This is a genomic window from Streptomyces europaeiscabiei, assembly GCF_001550375.1.
GTDB classification, from domain to species: domain Bacteria; phylum Actinomycetota; class Actinomycetes; order Streptomycetales; family Streptomycetaceae; genus Streptomyces; species Streptomyces europaeiscabiei.
Map to the genome: position 1 here is coordinate 1 of NZ_LRTR01000835.1, position 17,770 is coordinate 17,770.

The 17,770-nt window shown below is 70.0% G+C and carries 14 protein-coding genes and 1 pseudogene; 4 read left to right on the forward strand and 11 right to left on the reverse strand.

Annotation, left to right across the window (positions count from 1 at the left end):
• Positions 1-269: 269 nt before the first annotated feature.
• The 5 genes from AWZ10_RS42160 to AWZ10_RS42180 all read right to left on the reverse strand — a co-directional run bounded on the left by AWZ10_RS42160 (position 270) and on the right by AWZ10_RS42180 (position 4,944).
• A complete protein-coding gene (locus AWZ10_RS42160; protein WP_060893762.1) occupies positions 270-1,130 on the reverse strand; it encodes a branched-chain amino acid ABC transporter permease in 861 nt (286 codons plus the stop codon).
• A complete protein-coding gene (locus tag AWZ10_RS42165; protein WP_063809848.1) occupies positions 1,127-1,990 on the reverse strand; it encodes an ABC transporter ATP-binding protein in 864 nt (287 codons plus the stop codon). The genes AWZ10_RS42160 and AWZ10_RS42165 overlap by 4 nt, the downstream gene beginning before the upstream one ends.
• Complete coding sequence (locus tag AWZ10_RS42170; RefSeq protein ID WP_199845774.1) at positions 1,987-2,760, reverse strand: ABC transporter ATP-binding protein; 774 nt, start codon at positions 2,758-2,760, stop codon at positions 1,987-1,989. The genes AWZ10_RS42165 and AWZ10_RS42170 overlap by 4 nt, the downstream gene beginning before the upstream one ends.
• Entirely contained in the window at positions 2,757-3,953 is a 1,197-nt protein-coding gene (locus AWZ10_RS42175) for an ABC transporter substrate-binding protein (protein ID WP_208618654.1), read from the reverse strand. Before AWZ10_RS42175 ends, AWZ10_RS42170 begins: the two co-directional genes overlap by 4 nt.
• Positions 3,954-4,311: 358 nt before the next feature.
• The gene (locus AWZ10_RS42180) at positions 4,312-4,944 is read right to left on the reverse strand and encodes a TetR/AcrR family transcriptional regulator (RefSeq protein ID WP_060893763.1); all 633 of its coding nucleotides are present in this window, start codon (positions 4,942-4,944) and stop codon (positions 4,312-4,314) included.
• A 222-nt stretch (positions 4,945-5,166) separates the two neighbouring features.
• Here AWZ10_RS42180 and AWZ10_RS42185 point away from each other — a divergent pair, with 222 nt between their 5' ends.
• The 4 genes and pseudogenes from AWZ10_RS42185 to AWZ10_RS42195 all read left to right on the forward strand — a co-directional run.
• The gene (locus tag AWZ10_RS42185; RefSeq protein ID WP_244172743.1) at positions 5,167-6,030 is read left to right on the forward strand and encodes an MBL fold metallo-hydrolase; all 864 of its coding nucleotides are present in this window, start codon (positions 5,167-5,169) and stop codon (positions 6,028-6,030) included.
• A 71-nt stretch (positions 6,031-6,101) separates the two neighbouring features.
• A complete protein-coding gene (locus AWZ10_RS52020) occupies positions 6,102-6,251 on the forward strand; it encodes a hypothetical protein (RefSeq protein ID WP_159058559.1) in 150 nt (49 codons plus the stop codon).
• Positions 6,248-7,192, forward strand: coding sequence for a fumarylacetoacetate hydrolase family protein (locus AWZ10_RS42190; protein ID WP_060893765.1), 945 nt, complete (start codon positions 6,248-6,250; stop codon positions 7,190-7,192). Before AWZ10_RS52020 ends, AWZ10_RS42190 begins: the two co-directional genes overlap by 4 nt.
• Positions 7,193-7,349: 157 nt before the next feature.
• A pseudogene (locus tag AWZ10_RS42195) lies at positions 7,350-7,736 on the forward strand (CoA-transferase); the annotation flags it as partial.
• Positions 7,737-8,609: 873 nt separating this feature from the next.
• Here the strand turns inward: AWZ10_RS42195 and AWZ10_RS42200 are convergent.
• The 6 genes from AWZ10_RS42200 to AWZ10_RS42225 all read right to left on the reverse strand — a co-directional run bounded on the left by AWZ10_RS42200 (position 8,610) and on the right by AWZ10_RS42225 (position 17,713).
• The gene (locus AWZ10_RS42200) at positions 8,610-12,182 is read right to left on the reverse strand and encodes a glycoside hydrolase family 32 protein (protein ID WP_060893766.1); all 3,573 of its coding nucleotides are present in this window, start codon (positions 12,180-12,182) and stop codon (positions 8,610-8,612) included.
• 84 nt (positions 12,183-12,266) lie between these two features.
• Complete coding sequence (locus AWZ10_RS42205) at positions 12,267-13,799, reverse strand: glycoside hydrolase family 32 protein (RefSeq protein WP_060893767.1); 1,533 nt, start codon at positions 13,797-13,799, stop codon at positions 12,267-12,269.
• Positions 13,796-14,848: an ABC transporter ATP-binding protein gene (locus AWZ10_RS42210; protein ID WP_060893768.1), complete on the reverse strand. Its 1,053-nt coding sequence runs from the start codon at positions 14,846-14,848 to the stop codon at positions 13,796-13,798. The genes AWZ10_RS42205 and AWZ10_RS42210 overlap by 4 nt, the downstream gene beginning before the upstream one ends.
• A complete protein-coding gene (locus AWZ10_RS42215; RefSeq protein WP_060893769.1) occupies positions 14,845-15,798 on the reverse strand; it encodes an ABC transporter ATP-binding protein in 954 nt (317 codons plus the stop codon). The genes AWZ10_RS42210 and AWZ10_RS42215 overlap by 4 nt, the downstream gene beginning before the upstream one ends.
• 3 nt (positions 15,799-15,801) lie before the next feature.
• Positions 15,802-16,722, reverse strand: coding sequence for an ABC transporter permease (locus tag AWZ10_RS42220; protein ID WP_060893780.1), 921 nt, complete (start codon positions 16,720-16,722; stop codon positions 15,802-15,804).
• Between the two features lie 13 nt (positions 16,723-16,735).
• Entirely contained in the window at positions 16,736-17,713 is a 978-nt protein-coding gene (locus tag AWZ10_RS42225) for an ABC transporter permease (protein ID WP_060893770.1), read from the reverse strand.
• Positions 17,714-17,770 lie beyond the last annotated feature (57 nt).

The window sequence follows — 17,770 nt, forward strand, 5'->3', positions numbered from 1 at the left end:
CCGCCGCGCCGGCCGCGACGAGGCCGGCCCGCCTTCCCCGGCCGGCGAAACGGGAGCCGAGTGGCCCTCGGGCGTCCGACGACTCGGTGCCCCCCGCGCCGCCGGGGGGCTGGGAGGTGGCCCGGTCACGGCCGGAGGTGACGGCGCTCATGTCGTGCTGCCTTTCTGGTGCGGCGGATACGGATCGAGCACGGACGGGGTGCCCCATGCGTGCATACGCCCGGTGTACGCGGAGGGCAGCGGGCGTCCCACAGAGGACTGATGAGGCGTCATCCGGCCTCCGCCACGACGCTGTGGGTACGGGCTGCCTGCCCGATCATCAGCGCCAGGACCAGACCCAGTGCCACCACGGTCTGGTACGTGGCGCTTCCATAGCCCGCGACCATCGCTTCGGCCACTCCGAGGAACAGCGCACCGGCCAGGGTGCGGCCGATGTGATGCATGGACCCGACGACCGCCGCCGCGAAACCGTTGATGATCAGCGCCACGTCGGAGTCGAAGGCCATCGAGTTCATGGGCGCCAGCAGCACGCCGGCCAGACCGCCGAGAGCGCCGCCGATGGCGAAGGCGATCAGCCCCATGCGGGTGACGGAGATCCCGACGACGCGGGCCGCGTACGGGTTGGAGGAGCACGCGGAAAGGGCCTTGCCCGCGTCGGTGCGGCCGAACAGCACGGCCATCGCGGCGAAGACGGCCGCAGTGAGGCCGATGATGAGCAGATAGTGGGACTGGATACGAGCGCCGAACACGGTCACGGCACCGGAGAGCCCCTCGGAGGACCGGCCCTGGTCCCCCCAGAGCATGACCTCTACGGCGTACGCCAGAATGCCCAGTCCCAGGGTGACCATGAGCGCGGCCTGCGGCGAGGTGCCCCGTCGGCCGATGGCGACCATGCCGAAGAGCAGCCCCACGAGGGCGGCGACGGCGACCCCGAGCAGTTCGGCGAGCCCGTGCGGGAGGCCGGCGTCGAGGAGCGAGATGGCGGTCAGCGCCCCGACGACGGCGAAGGTGCCCTGGGCGAAGTTGACCACCCGCGTCACCCGGTGGATGAGCACCAGGCCGCTGCCGATCAGCGCGATACCGCAGCCGGTGCCCAGTCCGGTGATGAGGTAGACGAGGAAGTCGCTCATTTCGCCTCCCGTGCCGCGGCCCGCGCGGACTGGACGGTGGTGTCCTGGTTGCCCCGGGCGGTCTTGGCAGTGCCGGGCGTGGGTGCGGGGTCGGCCGTGGCCCGGTCGTGCGGACCCGGGTCGTCCTGAGCGTCCTGTGGGCTCGGGAGTCCCTGGGCCTCGCCGAGGTAGGCCCGGGCGATGTCGGGGCTGGCGGCCAGGTTTGCGCTGTCGCCCTCGGCGGCGATCCGTCCCGCTTCCAGGACGTAGGCGCGGCTGCACAGGTCCAGGGCGAGCCGCGCGTTCTGCTCGATGAGCACAACGGCCGTGCCCTGTTCACGGTTGAGCTCGGTCAGGTGCTCTGCGAGGTCGGCGACGATGAGGGGCGCGAGGCCGAGGGAGAGCTCATCGATCACGAGGACCTCCGGCCGGCTCATCAGAGCGCGTCCGACGGCGACCATCTGCTGCTGGCCTCCCGACAGCCCGCCCGCCTTCCGGTCGTGTACCCGCACCAGGTCGGGAAGGAGCTCGTACACCCATGAGGTGTCGCGCTGCTTGCGGCGGCTTCGGCCGCGGCCGGACAGCTGCCAGGCGCCCAGGCGCAGGTTGTCGTCGACGGTGAGGTCGCCGAACATCTGCCGCCCCTCGGGTACCTGGGCGATCCTGGCCCGTACCTCCACGCTGCCGGAGGCCGGTGTCAGGATCCCGGTCAGGGTGTTGACCAGGGTGGACTTGCCGGCTCCGTTGGGCCCGACGAGGGCGACCATTTCACCGGGCGCGACCCGCAGCGAGACGCTGTCGAGGGCCGTGGCCGCGCCGTAGCGGACCACCAGGTCGCGTACCTCGACGACATCGCTCGGGGACGGTGGCGAGACGTTCATGCCGCCGCCTTCGTGCCCAGATATGCGGTGACGACCTGCGGGTCGGTACGTATCTCGTCCGGTGTGCCCTCGGCGATGACCTTGCCCAGGTCCAGGACGGTGACACGGTCGGCGAGGCGGCCGACGAGAGCGACGTCGTGTTCGACGAGCATGATGGTGAGTCCGTCCGCGCGCAGTTGCTCGATGAGGTCGGCGAGCCGGTCCCGCTCCGCGGCCCGCAGACCGGAAGCGGGTTCGTCGAGGAGCAGCAGGGTGGGTTCTCCGCACAGGGCGCGGGCGACCTGGAGCGCGCGCTGCTGCCCGAGCGGCAGCAGTTCCGCGGGGCGGTCCGCCCAGTCTTCGAGCCCGACCCTCCGTACCGCCTCGTGTGCCCGCTCGGCGATCAGGCGTTCCTCCCGGCGGTGGCGCGGCAGCCTGAGTGCGGCAGCCGCGAACCCTGCGCCGGTGGTGGCGTGGGCGCCGACCATCGCGTTCTCCAGCACGCTCATCCCGTGGAAGGTGCGGGCGCCCTGGAAGACGATGGCGATCCCGAGGCGGGCCCTGTGGTGGGGTGGCAGCCGGTCGATGCGTCGTCCGTCGAGTCGGATCTCGCCCCGCTCGGCGGGCAGTTGACCGCTCACCAGGTTGAACAGGGTCGACTTGCCTGCCCCGTTGGGGCCGATGACGCCGAGGATGCTGCCACGGTCCACCGTCAGGTCGACGCCGTCCACGGCGTACACCCCGCCGAACGACCGTGCCAGGCCGCTCACCCGGAGCAGGGGCTCGGTCACTTGGCCACCTTCTCCAACTCGCTCTTCGACCAGACCGTCGGAACGAACGTGCCGTCGGTGACGGTGTTGACCGAGATGTAGTCGGGAGACAGACCCGAGTGGTCCTTCTCGCTGTAGCGGTAGGTGCCGTTCGGGGTGGTGAGCGTCAGCTCCTCCATCGCCTGCCGGATCTTCTCGTGGTCGGTGCTCTTCGCCTTCTCGATGGCGGCGGCCAGCAGCTGGACACCGGTGTATCCGTCCTGTGCGAACTGCGGCGGCGGGTAGTTGTACTTCTGCGTAAACGGCTTGTTGACGGCCTCGACGGCCTTTCTCTGCGCTCCCTCCGGCAGCGTGTTGCCGACCAGGCCGATGGAACTGGCGACGATGGCGCCCTCGGCGGCCTTGCCTGCCGGGTCGAGCCACAGCTTGCTGGCCTGGGAGCCAGTGAAAGCGATCGGGATGTCCAGTCCCGAGGCGGCGTACTGCTTGGTCAGGACGACGGAGGCGGGGCCGGTCACCCACACCGCGAGCGCCTGGGCGTCGGTGCCCTTGACGTGCGTGAAGACGGCACTGAAGTCGGACGCGGTGCTCTGGATCTCCTCGGTGGCGACGACCTTGATGCCGTACTCCCCGGCCTTCGCCTTCATCGCCTTGTAACCGGCGGTCGGATACGCGGTCTTGGTGTCGTAGGCCACGGCCAGCTTGGTGACGCCCTCCGACTTGTAGTACTGCAACAGCCGCTCGGCGTAGTCGGAGGCCAGGGCCGGTACCACGAAGACGTAGGGGTGGACGGGCGCCACTTGCTCGTCGGCCGGAGACAGGGAGACGTACGGGATCTCCGCCCGGTCCACGGCGGGCAGCGTGGCCAGCGCCGACCCTGCGGACGGTGAGCCGAGGACCGCAGTCACGCCCTGGTCCTTGAAGCCGTTGAAGGCCAGTACGGACTGGTCGGGCAGGCTCTTGTCGTCCTTGACCGTCAGCTCCAGCTTCCTCCCGAGGACCCCGCCGTCCTTGTTGATCTGCTCGACCGCCAGTTCCGCGGCCTTGCGGCCCTCGGTACCGAGGGTCTGGAGCTGACCGGTGAGCGAGGTGATCATGCCGATCTCGATCGGGCCGTCATCAGCGGAGGAAGACTCGGACGAACCCCCTCCGCACGCTGTGACGGCGAACGCCAGACCGGCGGCGAGAGCAGCTAGGGGGGTACGAGGGCGCACGGGAACCTCCCGGTTACGGAGCGGGAACGGCATGAAGGAAGGGGCACACGCATCCGGAGGACGCCGGCGTGCACGAAAATGAAGCAGGAAGAGTCGTTTTGCGGGCTTTCGCGGCTTGCTACCCGATCGACGGGTTGAACATAAGCCGGGGCCACATGACCGTCAACACTTCAAGCAAAGATTCTTGGACTCAAGTCCAAAACTACCCTCGGGTCCGCCGATCACCGGAACGAGGTGGCGGCGCGAGACCGTCGGCGAGCCGGGTGAGGCCGCCATCGGCGGGACCCCAACGACCACCCCCTCGGCAGGGGCGGAAGTCATGCCGCTTCAGCGGCGCCGTCCCGCTTCCCCACGCCGGTCAGGAATGCGCGAGGATGCCAAGCAGGACGATGTCGAGCGCCCCACCGAGGCGACCGGGCAGGTCGAACGGCGGCGGCTCCTCCCGGATCCAGCGCAGAACCGAGGAGAAGTAGCAGGACGCCAGCAGAGCGCCGGCCTGGTCGGCGTCGACCTGCGGCCGGATCTCTCCGCGCCTCCGCCCCTCCTCGACGATCTTCGCGAGTTCGGTTTCCAAGGAGGGGTCCTGCAACACGCGGCCGAAGCGCGCGGAGGCGTCCATCAGGACAGTGGTCTCCGCACGGGAGGCGACGTTGAGGTCGGCCATCTCCCCCAGGTAGCGGCGCAGCCGGTCGCCGACCGGCAGGTCCTCGGCATGCTCCTGGCCGAGGATGGCCGCGACCCGGGCTCGGCGGCGGACGCCCCACTCCTCCAGGAAGCCGACCTTCTGCGAGAAGTGGTTGAAGACGGTGGCTCGGGCGACGTCGGCGGACTCGGCGATCTGCTCCATGGTCGTCGCCTCGTAGCCCTGGGCGACGAACAGCCCCACCGCGGCGCTGTAGAGCTGGTCGCGCACCTGCTGCCGCTTCCGCTCGCGCCGCCCGAGGGGTGGGGCGTCCTGTGCGGGTGCGCCTCCCGCCTCAGAGATCGTCATGGGCCCAGTACAGCACAGGCACGCGCAGGTATTGACCCTCCCCGAGTCACCTCTTTAGATTACGCCCCACGAGTGGACTCCAGTCCATCAATGGATCTCAGTCTCGATTTTTCCGCTTCGGGACGTGGAGGAGGCAGCGTGGCTTCCGTACTTTCCCCAGCCGGCCGGATCGACCTCGGCCATGGCTGCCATGCGTGGGTAGCGGGTACGGCCGGATGGGGAATGAGCAACGCCGGGCTGGTCACCGGCCAGGGCGAGTCCCTGCTCGTCGACACCCTCTACGACCTGCGCCTCACCCGGGCCATGCTCGACGGGCTGGCGCCGGTGACCGACGCCGCGCCGATCTCGACCGTGGTCAACACCCACGGCAACGGCGACCACTGGTTCGGCAACCAGCTCGTGGCCCACGCCGAGATCATCGCGGCCCGCGGCTCGCTGACCGACATGCGGCAGGTGGGCCCGGCCGAGATGCGGGCGTTGACCAGCGCGGAAACCGTCGCGGGACGGTTCGCCCGCCGTATCTTCGGCCGCTTCGACTACTCGGCAATCCACCCCGTGCTTCCGCACCGGGTCTTCGACAGCGAGACGGTCCTGGACATCGGCGGGACGGAGGTCCGTCTGATCGACGTGGGCCCCGCGCACAGCGCCGGGGACACGATCGTCCATATCCCGCGGGCCCGGACCGTCTACGCCGGCGACATCGTCTTCGCCGGTTCCACACCCGTCATATGGCACGGCCCGTTCGCCAACTGGCTCGCCGCCTGCGACCTGCTCCTCAGCCTCGACGTGGACATCATCGTGCCCGGACACGGCCCGGTCACCACGAAGGAGGCGGTCCGCACCGTCCGCGACTACCTGTCGTACGTCCACGAACAGACCACCGCCCGCTTCGGCGCGGGCATGCCCGCCGAGGCGGCCGCACGTGACATCAGCCTCGGACGCTTCGCCGACCTCGACGAGAGCGAACGCCTTGCCGTCAACGTGCACACCGTCTACCGCGAGCTCGACCCCTCACTGCCTCCGCTCGACGGACCCCAGTTGTTCGGCCGCATGGCCGGCCTCGCCTGCCCCTGCCCCGGCCTCTGAGCCGCATCAGCCCCCGGGGTCCACTGCCTGGCCGTATCGCCTCGGCCTCCCCGGACCCGCCAAGGAGAAACATGGTCACCAGCACCGTCCACGGCGCAGCCGCCGTCCCTTCCGGCGGCCCGCCCGCCCGGCACACCGGCACCGTCATCGCCGGATGCCTGGCGATCCGCCCCGCCTGGCTCCACCCCGCCCCGACCGAGACAGAGGAGAGCGCAGCGTGAAGTTCGCGACCTTCGTACACGACGGGAAGCGGCAGGCGGGAGTTGTCGCCGATGACCATGTCCACCCCTTCCAGTACCCCGCCGAGCTGCTGGACCTGATCGTGGAGGGCGCCGAGTCCCTGCGCGCCGCAGGAGAACGCGCCCTGGCCGGCTCGCTGCCGGTGCCCGTGGCCGATGTCGTGCTACTGCCGCCGCTCCAGCCGCCGACCGTCCGCGACTACATGACCTTCGAGAGCCATGTCGCGGGTGTCGCCCGGGGATACGGTGACACCGTCCCCGAGGAGTGGTACGCCGCGCCCGCGTTCTACTTCACCAACCCGTACGCGACGATCGGCGCCCACGAGGACGTACCCGTGCCACCCGGCTGCCTCCGCTTCGACTTCGAACTCGAGGTGGCCGCCGTCATCGGCAAGGCCGGCCGGGACCTGACCCCCGAGCGGGCTCGCGAGCACATCATCGGCTACACGATCCTCAACGACTGGTCCGCCCGCGACCTCCAGGGCCGCGAGATGAGGGTCAAACTCGGCCCCGCCAAGGGCAAGGACACCGCCACCACCCTCGGCCCCTGGCTGGTCACCACCGACGAACTCGAACCCCACCGCGACGCGGAGGGCTTCCTCGACCTGGCCCTCACCGTCCAGGTCAACGGCGAGACGATCGGACGGGACAGGCTGGCCAACATGGCCTGGACGTTCGAGGAGATGGCGGCGTACGCCTCCCGCGGCACCTGGATCCGACCCGGCGACGTCCTCGGCTCCGGTACCTGCGGCAACGGCGGCTGCCTGGCCGAACTCTGGGGCCGCAACGGCGCCCTGGAACCCCCACCGCTCATCCCCGGCGACCACGTCACCATGACGGTCGAGGGCATCGGAACCCTCAGCAACACCGTCGTCGAGGGCGTCGCTCCGGTTCCTCTGCCTCCTGCCCGCCGCAGGCGATGACGCCGTACGTCCGGGAAACAGGGGCGGGGTCACCAACGGGCTCGGACGAGACCTCGATGCCGGACCGCCCGTCCGGCACCGGGAGAAAGGCACGAAACAACGTGGACAAGGTCATGGCCTCGGCCGCCGACGCGGTCGCCGACATACCGGAAGGGGCATCTCTGGCGGCATGCAGGTCTCCGCAGCCGGGGACCTCGCCAACTGGACCGTACCCGGCAAGATGATCAAAGGCATGGGTGGTGCCATGGATCTGGTGCACGGCGCCGGCAGGGTCGTCGTCGTCATGGAACACACCGCCAAGGACGGCTCACCGAAAATCGTCGACGAGTGCACGCTGCCGCTGACCGGGCAGGCGTGCGTCCACCGGATCAGCACCGACCTCGCCGTCCTCGACATCACCCCGGACGGCCTGTCCCTGGTCGAACTCGCCCCTGGAGTGACCCTCGCCGACGTCCGCGAGCGCACCGGGCCAGACGTTGCGCAGCGCCTCGGCGGCCCACCGCCACACCGCACGCGCCCGGCCACCCACAGCCGGACGGCGTAGGTGACGGTGCCGGGCAGCCACTGCCGAATACCTGCGTCCAGCCAGCGTCCCGAATTCAGCGTCCAACCGCTCGCACAGGCCACTTGCGGCGGCTTGCCTCGGTGGTGGGCTATCACGTCTGTGCAGGTCAGAGAAGTTCGAACCAACTCCGATGGCAACACGATCGAAGTCGCGAGCAGCGGATTCAGTCCGTTCAGGCAAAGTTGACGATCCGGCAGGAAAAAATGAACGATTCCGCAGGTCAGCGCCCTGCTGAAGTGGGGCGCGCGGGACTCGAACCCACGGCCGACGGATTGCGAGCCCTTTGACGATCTTGGCGACCCTTGCCGATCAACGCTCATCCATGACGTTTCCGCAGGTCAGATGCGGCTATCCATGTTGCGGCTGGTCAGCCCTTGTCAGTCTGTTCCTGTCCTTGCGGCCTCAACTCGGCCTCAATGAGGCCGGACAGGATCGCGCCGAAGGCATGGAGGACGATCGCGCCAGCCCAAGAACGGCAATGAAACCCGCGCGCAGCGGATTTCCCTTCCAACGCGTAGAGGCTCCATTTCAGAGGGCCGGGGTGGAACTGGTCGCGTAGAAGGCATGGGCAGAAACGTAGGCGCTGCCGAAACCAGTATGCGCCGCCCCTGTGGCCGACCCGGCTCTGCGGCCACAGACAGTGCGATCTTGTCAGGGCTGTCTCGCGCATGCCCTCTTTGCCCGCAGCTCGCCCCGGTCGGTGACGGACGACGAGGAGGCGCAAGCCGCCAGGGCTTTGCGCCTCCGTTTCCGCCTGAGCATTTTGACCCTCGCACCAGCGGAGGCTCCGCCCGCCGGATACTCGGGGGCGGAGTCTCCGCGGTCACGGTTGCTTGTCGGCTTGACCAGCGGTCACAGCTCGTGCGCGTAGGTGTCCTGGTACGCCGCCCTCCCGCCGAACACATTCAGGGCGATGTGGCCATCTGCGTACGTCGTGTCCGTCACGTCGATGATCCGTATGCCGTTGAGGAACACCTGGATGCGGTCGCCCTCGGCCAGCACCCGCACCGGGTAGGTCGTGCCGTGGCGGAGCAGGGCCGGGACGCGGGCGAGGGCGGCGCCGTCGTCGAAAAAGCCGTTGGCCTTGGCGACCAGGCGGATCACGCGCAGGTCGGGGTCGATGTTGAGGCAGTAGGCATCGGCGCCGTCGGAGGAGGCGCGCCAGAGGAGCGAGAGAGCACCGCCCGTGTCCGGGTCGGGGCCGCCGAGCCGGACCAGGGTGGTGAGGTCCAAGTCCGCCGCCGTGCGGGACGAGATCGCGTTGGAGTCCTTGTCAAAGGTTCCGGCGCGGCCCGCGCTGTCTGTCGGCCAGCGGCCGCCGGGGGTGATCGTCAACTTCCCGAAGTCCGAGCGGAATTCACCGCCGGTCGGGGCGGCCACCAGCGGCTTCACCCGATCCACCAGGCGGAAGGCGCTGTCCAGCCTGTGCACCTTGAGGGAGTCGATGTGTGCGGTGCCGCCCTTGGCGTAGAAGGCCATGCCGTCGGCGTCCGGCTTGGGGAAGATCAGGCTGGTCACGGCGGCCAGTCCAGCCGCGCCGAATGCCTCGACCGAGGACGAGTCGACGTACACGCGCAGGGTCACGCGGCCGTCGGTCGTCCTCATCGGCGCGGTGGTGCGGCCCGTGAAGTACTGCGTGAAGTCGCTCAGGCCCGATGCCGAGCGGTCCACGAACAACTCCCGCGCCTCGGCGTCGTATCCGACCGTCGTGTGCTGGGCGTCGTCGGTCCGGAGCCGGAAGCCGATCTCCGTCGCGGTGCCGAGGGTGATCTCGGCCTCGATCTCGTAGGCGACGCCCCGGACTCCCGCGAGCGGGTTCGCCGAGCCGGGACCGACGGCGAGGTCCTTGCGGGTCGTGGTCGACGTGCGCAGCGTGGCCAACTCCGGGACCGGGCGCTGCGCCAGGCGTACACCGTCGGCGGTGGCCGTGAGGGTCAGTTCGCGGGGGGTGCTCAGCTGGCCGGTCCAGCCGCCGGTCGGGGCACTGAAGGGGTAGTCCCAGTTACTCATCCAGCCGAGCCAGACACGGCGATCTTCGGGCAGGCCGTAGAAGGACATGGCGGCGTAGTAGTCGCGGCCGGAGTCGGCGCGCAGGACCGTGCCGGCCTTCTGGTCGGGGGTGAAACCGGTGCCGCTCCACTCACCCGTGAAGTACTGGGCGGCCGAGCCGTTCGTGGCGCGTACGGCACCGGTGCTCAGGGTGAGGACCCACTTCACCTTGTCCTTGTCGCCGTCGACCGGCAGTGGGAAGAAGTCGGGGCACTCCCAGACGCCGGGCGTGGCCCAGTCGCCGTAGCCGAAGGAGCTGACCTGGGTCCAGGTGAGGAGGTCGGTGGAGGTGAAGAAACGGATGTGGTCGCCGCCGGAGACGACCATCAGCCACTGGTCGTGGGCCTCGTCGCGGATGACCTTCGGATCGCGGAAGGTCCAGCCGGCGTCGGGGCCGCCCGGGTTCTGCACGGCCGGGGCCGAGCCGCCGTGCAGCTGCCAGGAGCGGCCCTTGTCCTTGCTGTACGCGATGCGCACGCTGGCGTTCCCGCCCGGCTTGTCCGGGTGGTGGCTCGTGTAATAGGCGATCAGGCCCGAGCCGCCGTCGAAGAGACCGGAGGTGTCGTCGGCGTCCACGACCACGCAGCCGGTCCAGCAATGACCGTAGGTGTTCCAGGGCAGGGCGATCGGCAGGGGCTGCCAGTGGACGAGGTCGGTGCTGACCGCGTGCGCCCAGCGGCCCTCGTCCTGGTGGAAGAGGTGGTACTCGCCGTCGTGGTGCAGCAGGCCGCAAGGGTCGCTGGTGGAGCCGGAGAGCTGGGAGTAGTGGTACGTGGGGCGGTACGGCTCGGTGAAGTAGTCGGCGGTGCCGCGGACCTCGACATTCTGGAAGTACGACGTCCCGTGCGCGGCCGCGACGCCGAAGGCGGCTCCCTTGGTGCGGGACACGCGGGTTTTCAGCGCCCGTACGCCGTCCACGTACACCTCGATCGTCCTGCTCGTCGCTCGGGCCTCGACGCGGTAGGTGCCGCCGGACGCGATGCGCCGGACCGGGCCGGCGGCGGAGGCGAGGCGGGTGCCGGAGGAGCGGTCCAGCAGGACGACGGCGTTTCGGCCGGCTTCCAGGCGGGCTTCGTAACCGCCGGAGCCGTTCGCGGACGCGCGCAGGACGAGGCCGGCCGAGGAGGAGGGGTCGCCGGGTGTGATGTCGGCTCTCGCCACCAGGTCGCCGTCCGTGAAGGGGGCCGTGCGCAGGCCGTTCTCGCCGCGGATGCCGCGCAGGTCGGGGGTCCAGGTGCCGGAGCGGGCCGTCCAGCCCTGGAGGCCGGTGGCGAGGTCGGCCGCGGCGATGTTCTCGAAGGACACCGCTCCGGCCGATGCCGTGACGGCGAGTCGGCCCTTGGTGTGGGTGGAGTCCTGGGCGGTGATGACGGGGCTGTAGCCGTCGGGAGAGAGGAAGTTGGTCTGCCAGTGCACACGCAGTTCGTCGTGTTCGGCTTCGACGCGCAGGCGGTAGACCGTGTCGGCCTTGATGGTGGTCGCGTACGTGCCGAGGGTGACGTTGCCGTCAATGCGGTAGAGCCTCAGCCTGCTCTGGCCCGCGTCGACTTGGACGCCGTAGCCGTGCGCAACCTTGGCGTCGGTGCGCACCAGCAGTGAGGCGGTGGCGTAGGCGTCGTGCAGGAGCAGGTCAGCCTGGAGCGCGGTGTCGTACGTCTTGGTCGTGGTGATGGCGCGGGCGGTGGCTCCCTGGGTCGGGGCCGCGCGCCAGCCCAGCGGACTCGCCGTCCAGGTGCCGCCGCTCGTGGTCCAGCCGGTGAGGTTGGTGGTGACCGAGGAGAGGGAGGGCGGGCCAAAGGTGACCTTGCCGTCCTGGGCAAGCAGGCCCACCGAGCCGGTGTCGTGGCGGTGGTCCTCGGTGTGGAGGAGCCGCTTGCCGTCGACACGCACCGTCAGCTCGGGGCCGTCGACCGCCACTTCGAGGTCGTGGGGCTTGCCGACCCGCGCGCCCGGAAGTGGGGCGGTGGCGATCGAGTCGCCTCCGGCCAGGTCGTAGAGCCGTATGCGGGCGCGGCCGGGGTCGAGGGCGACCGCGTATCCGGTCGAGCCGTCGAGGGCTGCCCGGAACACCAACGCGCCTATGGAGGAGGAGGATTGGGGCGTGACGTGGGCCGCGTACGTGCCCTTGGCCGCGAGTTGCTGCTCGGACAGGGCGAGGGCGGGCCCGCGACGGCCGGCGGTCACCTTCTGGCCGCCGTCGGAGGTGCGGGTCCAGGTGCCGGTGACGGGGATGGGGTCGGGAATCGGGGTGGCGGCGGGGGTCGCTTCGGCGGCGCTCGGGGTGGCGGCCTGTGCTACGGGGAGGATGCCTCCGAGAGGCAGCAGGGTGGCGGTGGTTCCTCCGGCGAGCAGCAGGGTACGGCGGGACACGCTCATGGCAGCTCCTGAGGAGAACAGGGGAGGGTGGGCCACGGCCCCGGGGGACGTCCACCCCGCGGGCCGTGGTCGTGTGTAAGACCGTTACGGCCACAGCGGCCGGGGTCCGTCGGTGAAGGCCGACGCCATCTGCCAGGCGTCGAACCGCTCCAGGGCCACGTCGCCGTCGGCGCCGATACCGACGCCGACGGCATCGTCCGGGCGGGTGGGGTAGATGCGGGCGGTCAGGGCGCGCCCGTTGGCGAAGATCTCCAGTGCGGAGTGGTCGACGAGGACGCGCAGGTCGACCCGCCCGTCGGGGCCAAACGGCACTTCGCCGTACCGGGGTTCGGTGTCGACCGTCGGGTCGAGGCTGCTGGTCTCGCGGCGCAGGCGGAGCATGCCGCTCGCTCCGTCGGGCGCCCTGCTCACCTCCAGGACCGTGCGTTCCGCGCCGTCCGGTGTCTCGCGGAGCACGAGCCGGGCGGTTGCTCCGGGGGCGAGACGCAGGGTCGTCTCGATGTCCAACTGGTCCCCGCGTACGGCGGGCAGCCGGGTGTACGGGTCGGCCAGCCGGCCCGTAGTCACCTCTACGCGCTCCCGCCGCAGCTCGGTCAGCTCCGGTACCGGCGCCTGGTGCAGGCCGCCGTCCGTGCCGAGCGTGACGACCCTGGGCAGGGACATCACGCCGCACCAGCCGGCCTGTGCGTTCGCCTCGTCCGTCCGGCCCTCCTGGAGCCAGCCGAACATGATGCGGCGGCCGTGCTCGTCGCGAGTGGACTGGGGGGCGTAGAAGTAGCGTTCGCCGTAGTCGAGGCGGTGGAGGGCGGTCGGGGTGAAGGTGTCGCCCTGGTAGCGGCCGGTCCAGTACAGAGGGTGGTGGGTGGTGCCCTCGTCCCAGGCGGAGAAGACCAGCGCGTCGGTGCTGCCGGCCTCCTCGTCGTCGCCGAGCCGGAAGAGGTCGACGCACTCCCACATCGTGCCGGTCCAGTCGAGCTCGCCCCGGTTCTGCGAGGCGTCGCCGGTCAGCAGGGGGCCAACGTAGCGCCAGCTGCGCAGGTCGTCGGATTCGTACAAGAAAGCCGTTCCGCCGACGCCCCGGATTCCCGAGCCCACCAGCTGCCGCCACACCTCGCCCTCCCGCCACACGCAGTGGTCGCGGAAGGCCGTGGTGTCGGTGCCCTCCGGCGGGGCGGTGATGACCGGGTTGGCCGGATCCTTCGTCCAGTACCTCAGATCGGCCGATCCCCTGGCCACGCAAGGGAGTTCATGCTCGCCGTGCCTGCCCGAGTAAACGAGCGTGGGCACTCCCCCGTCGTCGACGAGGACTCCGGACCAGCAGCCGTCGCGGTCGGGGCCGGTGGTGCCGGGGACGAGGGCGACCGGTTCGTCGGTCCAGTGGACGAGGTCGGTGCTGGTGGCGTGGCCCCAGTGGATGCGGTGGTGGGCAGCTGCGAGCGGGTTGTACTGGTAGAAGAGGTGGTAGACGCCGTTCCAGTGGCTCAGGCCGTTGGGGTCGTTGAGCCAGCCGCCGGGTGAGGTGAAGTGGAAGCGGGGGCGGTGGGGGTCGCGCAGGGCGCGTTCGGCCGGCCCCTCGGCGGTGTGGCTGCCGGAGGGGAGGGTGAGGTCGTGGGTCATGCGGCGGTGTTCTCCGCTTTCTCAGTGGCGTCGGTGGCGTCGGTGGCCTCGCCGTCCGGCTGGTCGGTGGCCTTCAGGACGCGGCGGGCGATGTCGGAGGCGGGTGCGCGCAGATGGCAGCGCACCCAGTGGGGCTGTCCGTCGTTCTCGCCGACAATGTGGCGGACGGACTCGGTGCGGCTGCACGCGCCGTCCTCGCCGTAGGGGCAGGACGTGGGGTTGAGGATGGCCTCGCGGTGCTTGGCGCGCTCGACGGGGTCGTAGCTGCCGGCCCGTCCGGGGTCGGGTACGGCAGACAGCAGCAGGCGGGTGTAGGGGTGGGCGGGGGCGTCCATCACGGCCAACGCGTCGCCGCCCTCGACGAGTTCGCCGGCGAACATGACCATCGTGGTGTCCGCGAGGTAGCGGGCGGAGCCCAGGTCGTGCGTGATGTAGAGCATGGCGATGTTCCGCTCGTCGCGCAGGCGCCGCATCAGGTTGAGCACGCCGACGCGTACGGAGACGTCCAGCATCGACGTCGGTTCGTCGGCCAGGATGAGGCGTGGCTCCACCGCCAGCGCGCGGGCGATGGAGACGCGCTGACGCTGGCCGCCGGAGAGTTCGTGCGGGTAGGACTGGAGCATGTCCTCGGTCAGGCCGACCGTTTCCACCAGCTCGCGCAGCGCCTCCGGTGTGGCGGAGTGGCCGTGCAGGACGAGGGCCCGGGTGAGGAAGTGCTCGATGCGGTGGACGGGGTTGAGTGAGCCGAAGGGGTCCTGGAAGACCATCTGGACCTTGCGGCGGTACGCCCGTGACACCCGGCGCCGCTCGGTGCGCAGGATGTCCTCGCCGTCGAGCAGTACCTGTCCGGCGGAGGGCTGTTCGAGGCGGGCGAGGCAGCGGGCGATGGTGGACTTGCCGCTGCCGGACTCGCCGACCAGGGCGGTGATCCGGCCGGCCGGCAGGTCGAAGGACACGTCGTTGACGGCACGGACCCGGCGCCGGGACAAGACGGTGCCCACCTGGAAGTCCTTGGTCAGACCGCGTACGGACAGCAGGGGCTGGGTCATCGGGGGCCTCCCTGGGCACTCTGGGCCACCCATCGGCCGGGGGCGATCTCGCGCAGGTCGGGGATGTTCATGGAGCAGTCCGAGCGGTCCTCGGGACAGCTGACGTGGAAGCCGCAGCTGTCGGCGGTGCGCGGGGCGTCGAAGAGGCCGGTGAGCTCTTGGCGCGGGCCGGTCAGCGGCGGGAAGGCGTTCATCAGCGCCTCGGTGTAGGGGTGGAGCGGTCCCGCGAACAGGTCCTTGGCGTCGGCGAGTTCGACGATCCGTCCGCCGTACATCACGCCCATGCGGTCCGACAGCTCGATCATCAGGGACATGTCGTGGGTGATGAAGAGGATGGAGAAGCCCAGCTCCCGCTGGAGGTCGCGGATCTGCGCCATGATCTCCTGCTGCACGACCACGTCGAGCGCGGTGGTCGGCTCGTCCATGATCAGCAACCTTGGCTTCAGGGCCACGGCCATGGCGATGACCACGCGCTGGCGCATGCCGCCGGAGAGCTGGTGCGGGTACGCCTTCAGCCTTCCCGGGTCGATGCCGACCAGCTCCAGCAGCTCGCCGGCGCGCTCCCGCGCGGCCCGTTTCTTCATCCGCTCGTGGGTGGTGAAGATGTCGACGATCTGCTCGCCGATGGTCAGGACGGGGTTGAGGGAGTTCATCGCCGACTGGAAGACCATGGCGATTTCCCGCCACCGGAAGGCGCGCAGCTCGCGTGCGTCCAGGGCGAGGACGTCGCGGCCCTGGAAGCGGATGCTGCCCGCGGTGATTCCCGCCGGGGGCTTGAGCAGTCGCATCACCGCGTTGGCGATGGTCGATTTGCCGCAGCCGGATTCTCCGGCGAGGCCGAAGATCTCTCCGGCGCCGATGGAGAAGGAGACGTCGTCGGCGCCTACGACGGTGCGTCCGTCGCTGCGGTATTCGACGCGCAGGCCGTTCACCTCAAGTACGGGTTCCATGGCTCAGCCCCTCCTCTCACGGCGGGCACGGCGGTTGCGCAGCCTGGGGTTGGTGATCTCGTCGACCGCGTAGTTGACCAGGGCGATGGCGAAGGCGACGAGGGCGATGCACAGCCCGGAGGGGACGAAGGCCCACCATGCGCCGGTCATCAGCGCGCCGTCGTTGCTGGCCCAGTACAGGTTGGTGCCCCAGCTGACGACGCTGCTGTCGCCCAGGCCGAGGAACTCCAGGCCGGCCTGGGCACCGATGCCGAAGATCACGCAGCCGAGCAGCGTGGTCATCACCACGGACGCCATGTTGGGCAGGATCTCGCGGAACATGATCCGCAGGGGGCGTTCTCCGGTGACGACGGCGGCGGCCACGAAGTCCTTGCCGCGGATCGACTTGGCCTGCGCGCGCAGGACCCGGGCCGAGCCCGCCCATCCGGTGACGACGAGGACCAGGACCACGGTGGAGGTCCCGGGCGGCAGGAACGCGGCCAGGATGATGAGCAGCGGGAGGCCGGGCAGCAGCAGGAAGATGTTGGTGACCAGGGTCAGCGCGTCATCGACGACGCGGCCGAAGTACGCGGATGCGAGGCCGACGACGATGGCGACCGCGGTCGCCACGAGCCCCACGGTGAAGCCGACGAAAAGGGAGCTGCGCGCGCCCCAGAGGGTGAGGGCGAGCACGTCCTGTCCCTTGGCGGTCGTGCCGAGCCAGTGTGCGGCCGAGGGGGTCTGGCTGCCCGTGGAGTTGATGAGCGACGGGTCGCCGGGTGCCAGGACGGGTGCGAGCAGGGCCAGCAGCGCGAACAGAGCGAGCAGGATCAGCCCGGTCAGCGCCTTCTTGCTGTCGATGAGCTGGCGCAGCAGTCCGCGCCGGCGGGAAGCACTCGCGGGGGCCGTCGGCGTGGTGGCCGTGGCGATTTCGATGGCGGTCATGTCGGCAGCCTCCTCAGCGGACGCGGACGCGCGGGTCGAGGCGGACATAGACGAGGTCGACGAGGAAGTTCGCGATCAGTACCGCCGCCGTGATCGTCAGGAAGATGCCCTGCATCAGCGGGTAGTCCAGGCCCTGGACGGCCATCAGCAGCTGGTAGCCGATGCCGGGGTAGGCGAACACGACCTCGGTGAGCAGGGCACCGCCGACGACGAAGCCGAGGGCCATGCCGAAGTTGGTGACGGAGGGCAGCAGCGCGTTGCGGGCGGCGTAGCGGAACATGATCCGCGAGGGGCTGAGCCCTTTGGCCTCGGCCATGGTGATGTAGTCCTCGGCCGCTGTGGCGATCATGGTGTTGCGCATGCCGAGCATCCAGCCACCGATGGAGACCAGCACGATGGTCAGCGCCGGCAGCACCAGGTGGGTGGCGACGTTGGAGAGGAACTCGCCGTTGAAGCCGGGGGTCAGTCCGACGTCGTAGGCGTGCCGCATGGGGAACCAGCCGAGGCTCACCCCGAACAGGTACAGCGCGCCCATCGCCAGCCAGAAGTACGGGAACGAGCCGACGAAGATCAGCAGGGGCGGGAAGGCGGAGTCGAGGACGCCGCCACGCCGCCAGGCGGCGACGATGCCGAGCAGGTTGCCGAGCACGGCGGCGATGACGAGCGCGACGCCACCGAGGAGCAGGGTCCAGCCGATCTGCGAGCCGATCACCTCGGAGACCGGGGTCGGGAAGCGGGAGATGGAGATGCCGAGGTCGCCGGTGAAGACGCTCTTGACGTAGGAGACGTACTGCTCCCAGAGGGGGCGGTTGTCGAGGCCGAAGAGTTTCCGCAGCTGGGCTATCTGGTCGGGCTGCATGGTGCCCTGGGCCTGCGCGAACATCCGGGAGACCGGGTCGCCCGGCATGAAGCGCGGGAGAACGAAGTTCAGGGTGATGGAGGCCCAGAAGGCGAGCAGATAGAACCCCAGGTTGCGCAGGATCAGACGCACGGGTCGTGCTCCCTGTCGGTGGGGGGGGTGAACGTGTGGCTCGGTGCGCGGGGGCGA

What these genes read in the sequence shown, in the direction of transcription:
- AWZ10_RS42160 (WP_060893762.1), bottom strand. Translation starts at nt 1,130, where the DNA reads ATGAGCGACTTCCTCGTCTACCTCATCACCGGACTGGGCACCGGCTGC.
- AWZ10_RS42165 (WP_063809848.1), bottom strand. Translation starts at nt 1,990, where the DNA reads ATGAACGTCTCGCCACCGTCCCCGAGCGATGTCGTCGAGGTACGCGAC.
- AWZ10_RS42180 (WP_060893763.1), bottom strand. Translation starts at nt 4,944, where the DNA reads ATGACGATCTCTGAGGCGGGAGGCGCACCCGCACAGGACGCCCCACCC.
- AWZ10_RS42185 (WP_244172743.1), top strand. Translation starts at nt 5,167, where the DNA reads ATGAGCAACGCCGGGCTGGTCACCGGCCAGGGCGAGTCCCTGCTCGTC.
- AWZ10_RS52020 (WP_159058559.1), top strand. Translation starts at nt 6,102, where the DNA reads ATGGTCACCAGCACCGTCCACGGCGCAGCCGCCGTCCCTTCCGGCGGC.
- AWZ10_RS42200 (WP_060893766.1), bottom strand. Translation starts at nt 12,182, where the DNA reads ATGAGCGTGTCCCGCCGTACCCTGCTGCTCGCCGGAGGAACCACCGCC.
- AWZ10_RS42205 (WP_060893767.1), bottom strand. Translation starts at nt 13,799, where the DNA reads ATGACCCACGACCTCACCCTCCCCTCCGGCAGCCACACCGCCGAGGGG.
- AWZ10_RS42210 (WP_060893768.1), bottom strand. Translation starts at nt 14,848, where the DNA reads ATGACCCAGCCCCTGCTGTCCGTACGCGGTCTGACCAAGGACTTCCAG.
- AWZ10_RS42215 (WP_060893769.1), bottom strand. Translation starts at nt 15,798, where the DNA reads ATGGAACCCGTACTTGAGGTGAACGGCCTGCGCGTCGAATACCGCAGC.
- AWZ10_RS42220 (WP_060893780.1), bottom strand. Translation starts at nt 16,722, where the DNA reads ATGACCGCCATCGAAATCGCCACGGCCACCACGCCGACGGCCCCCGCG.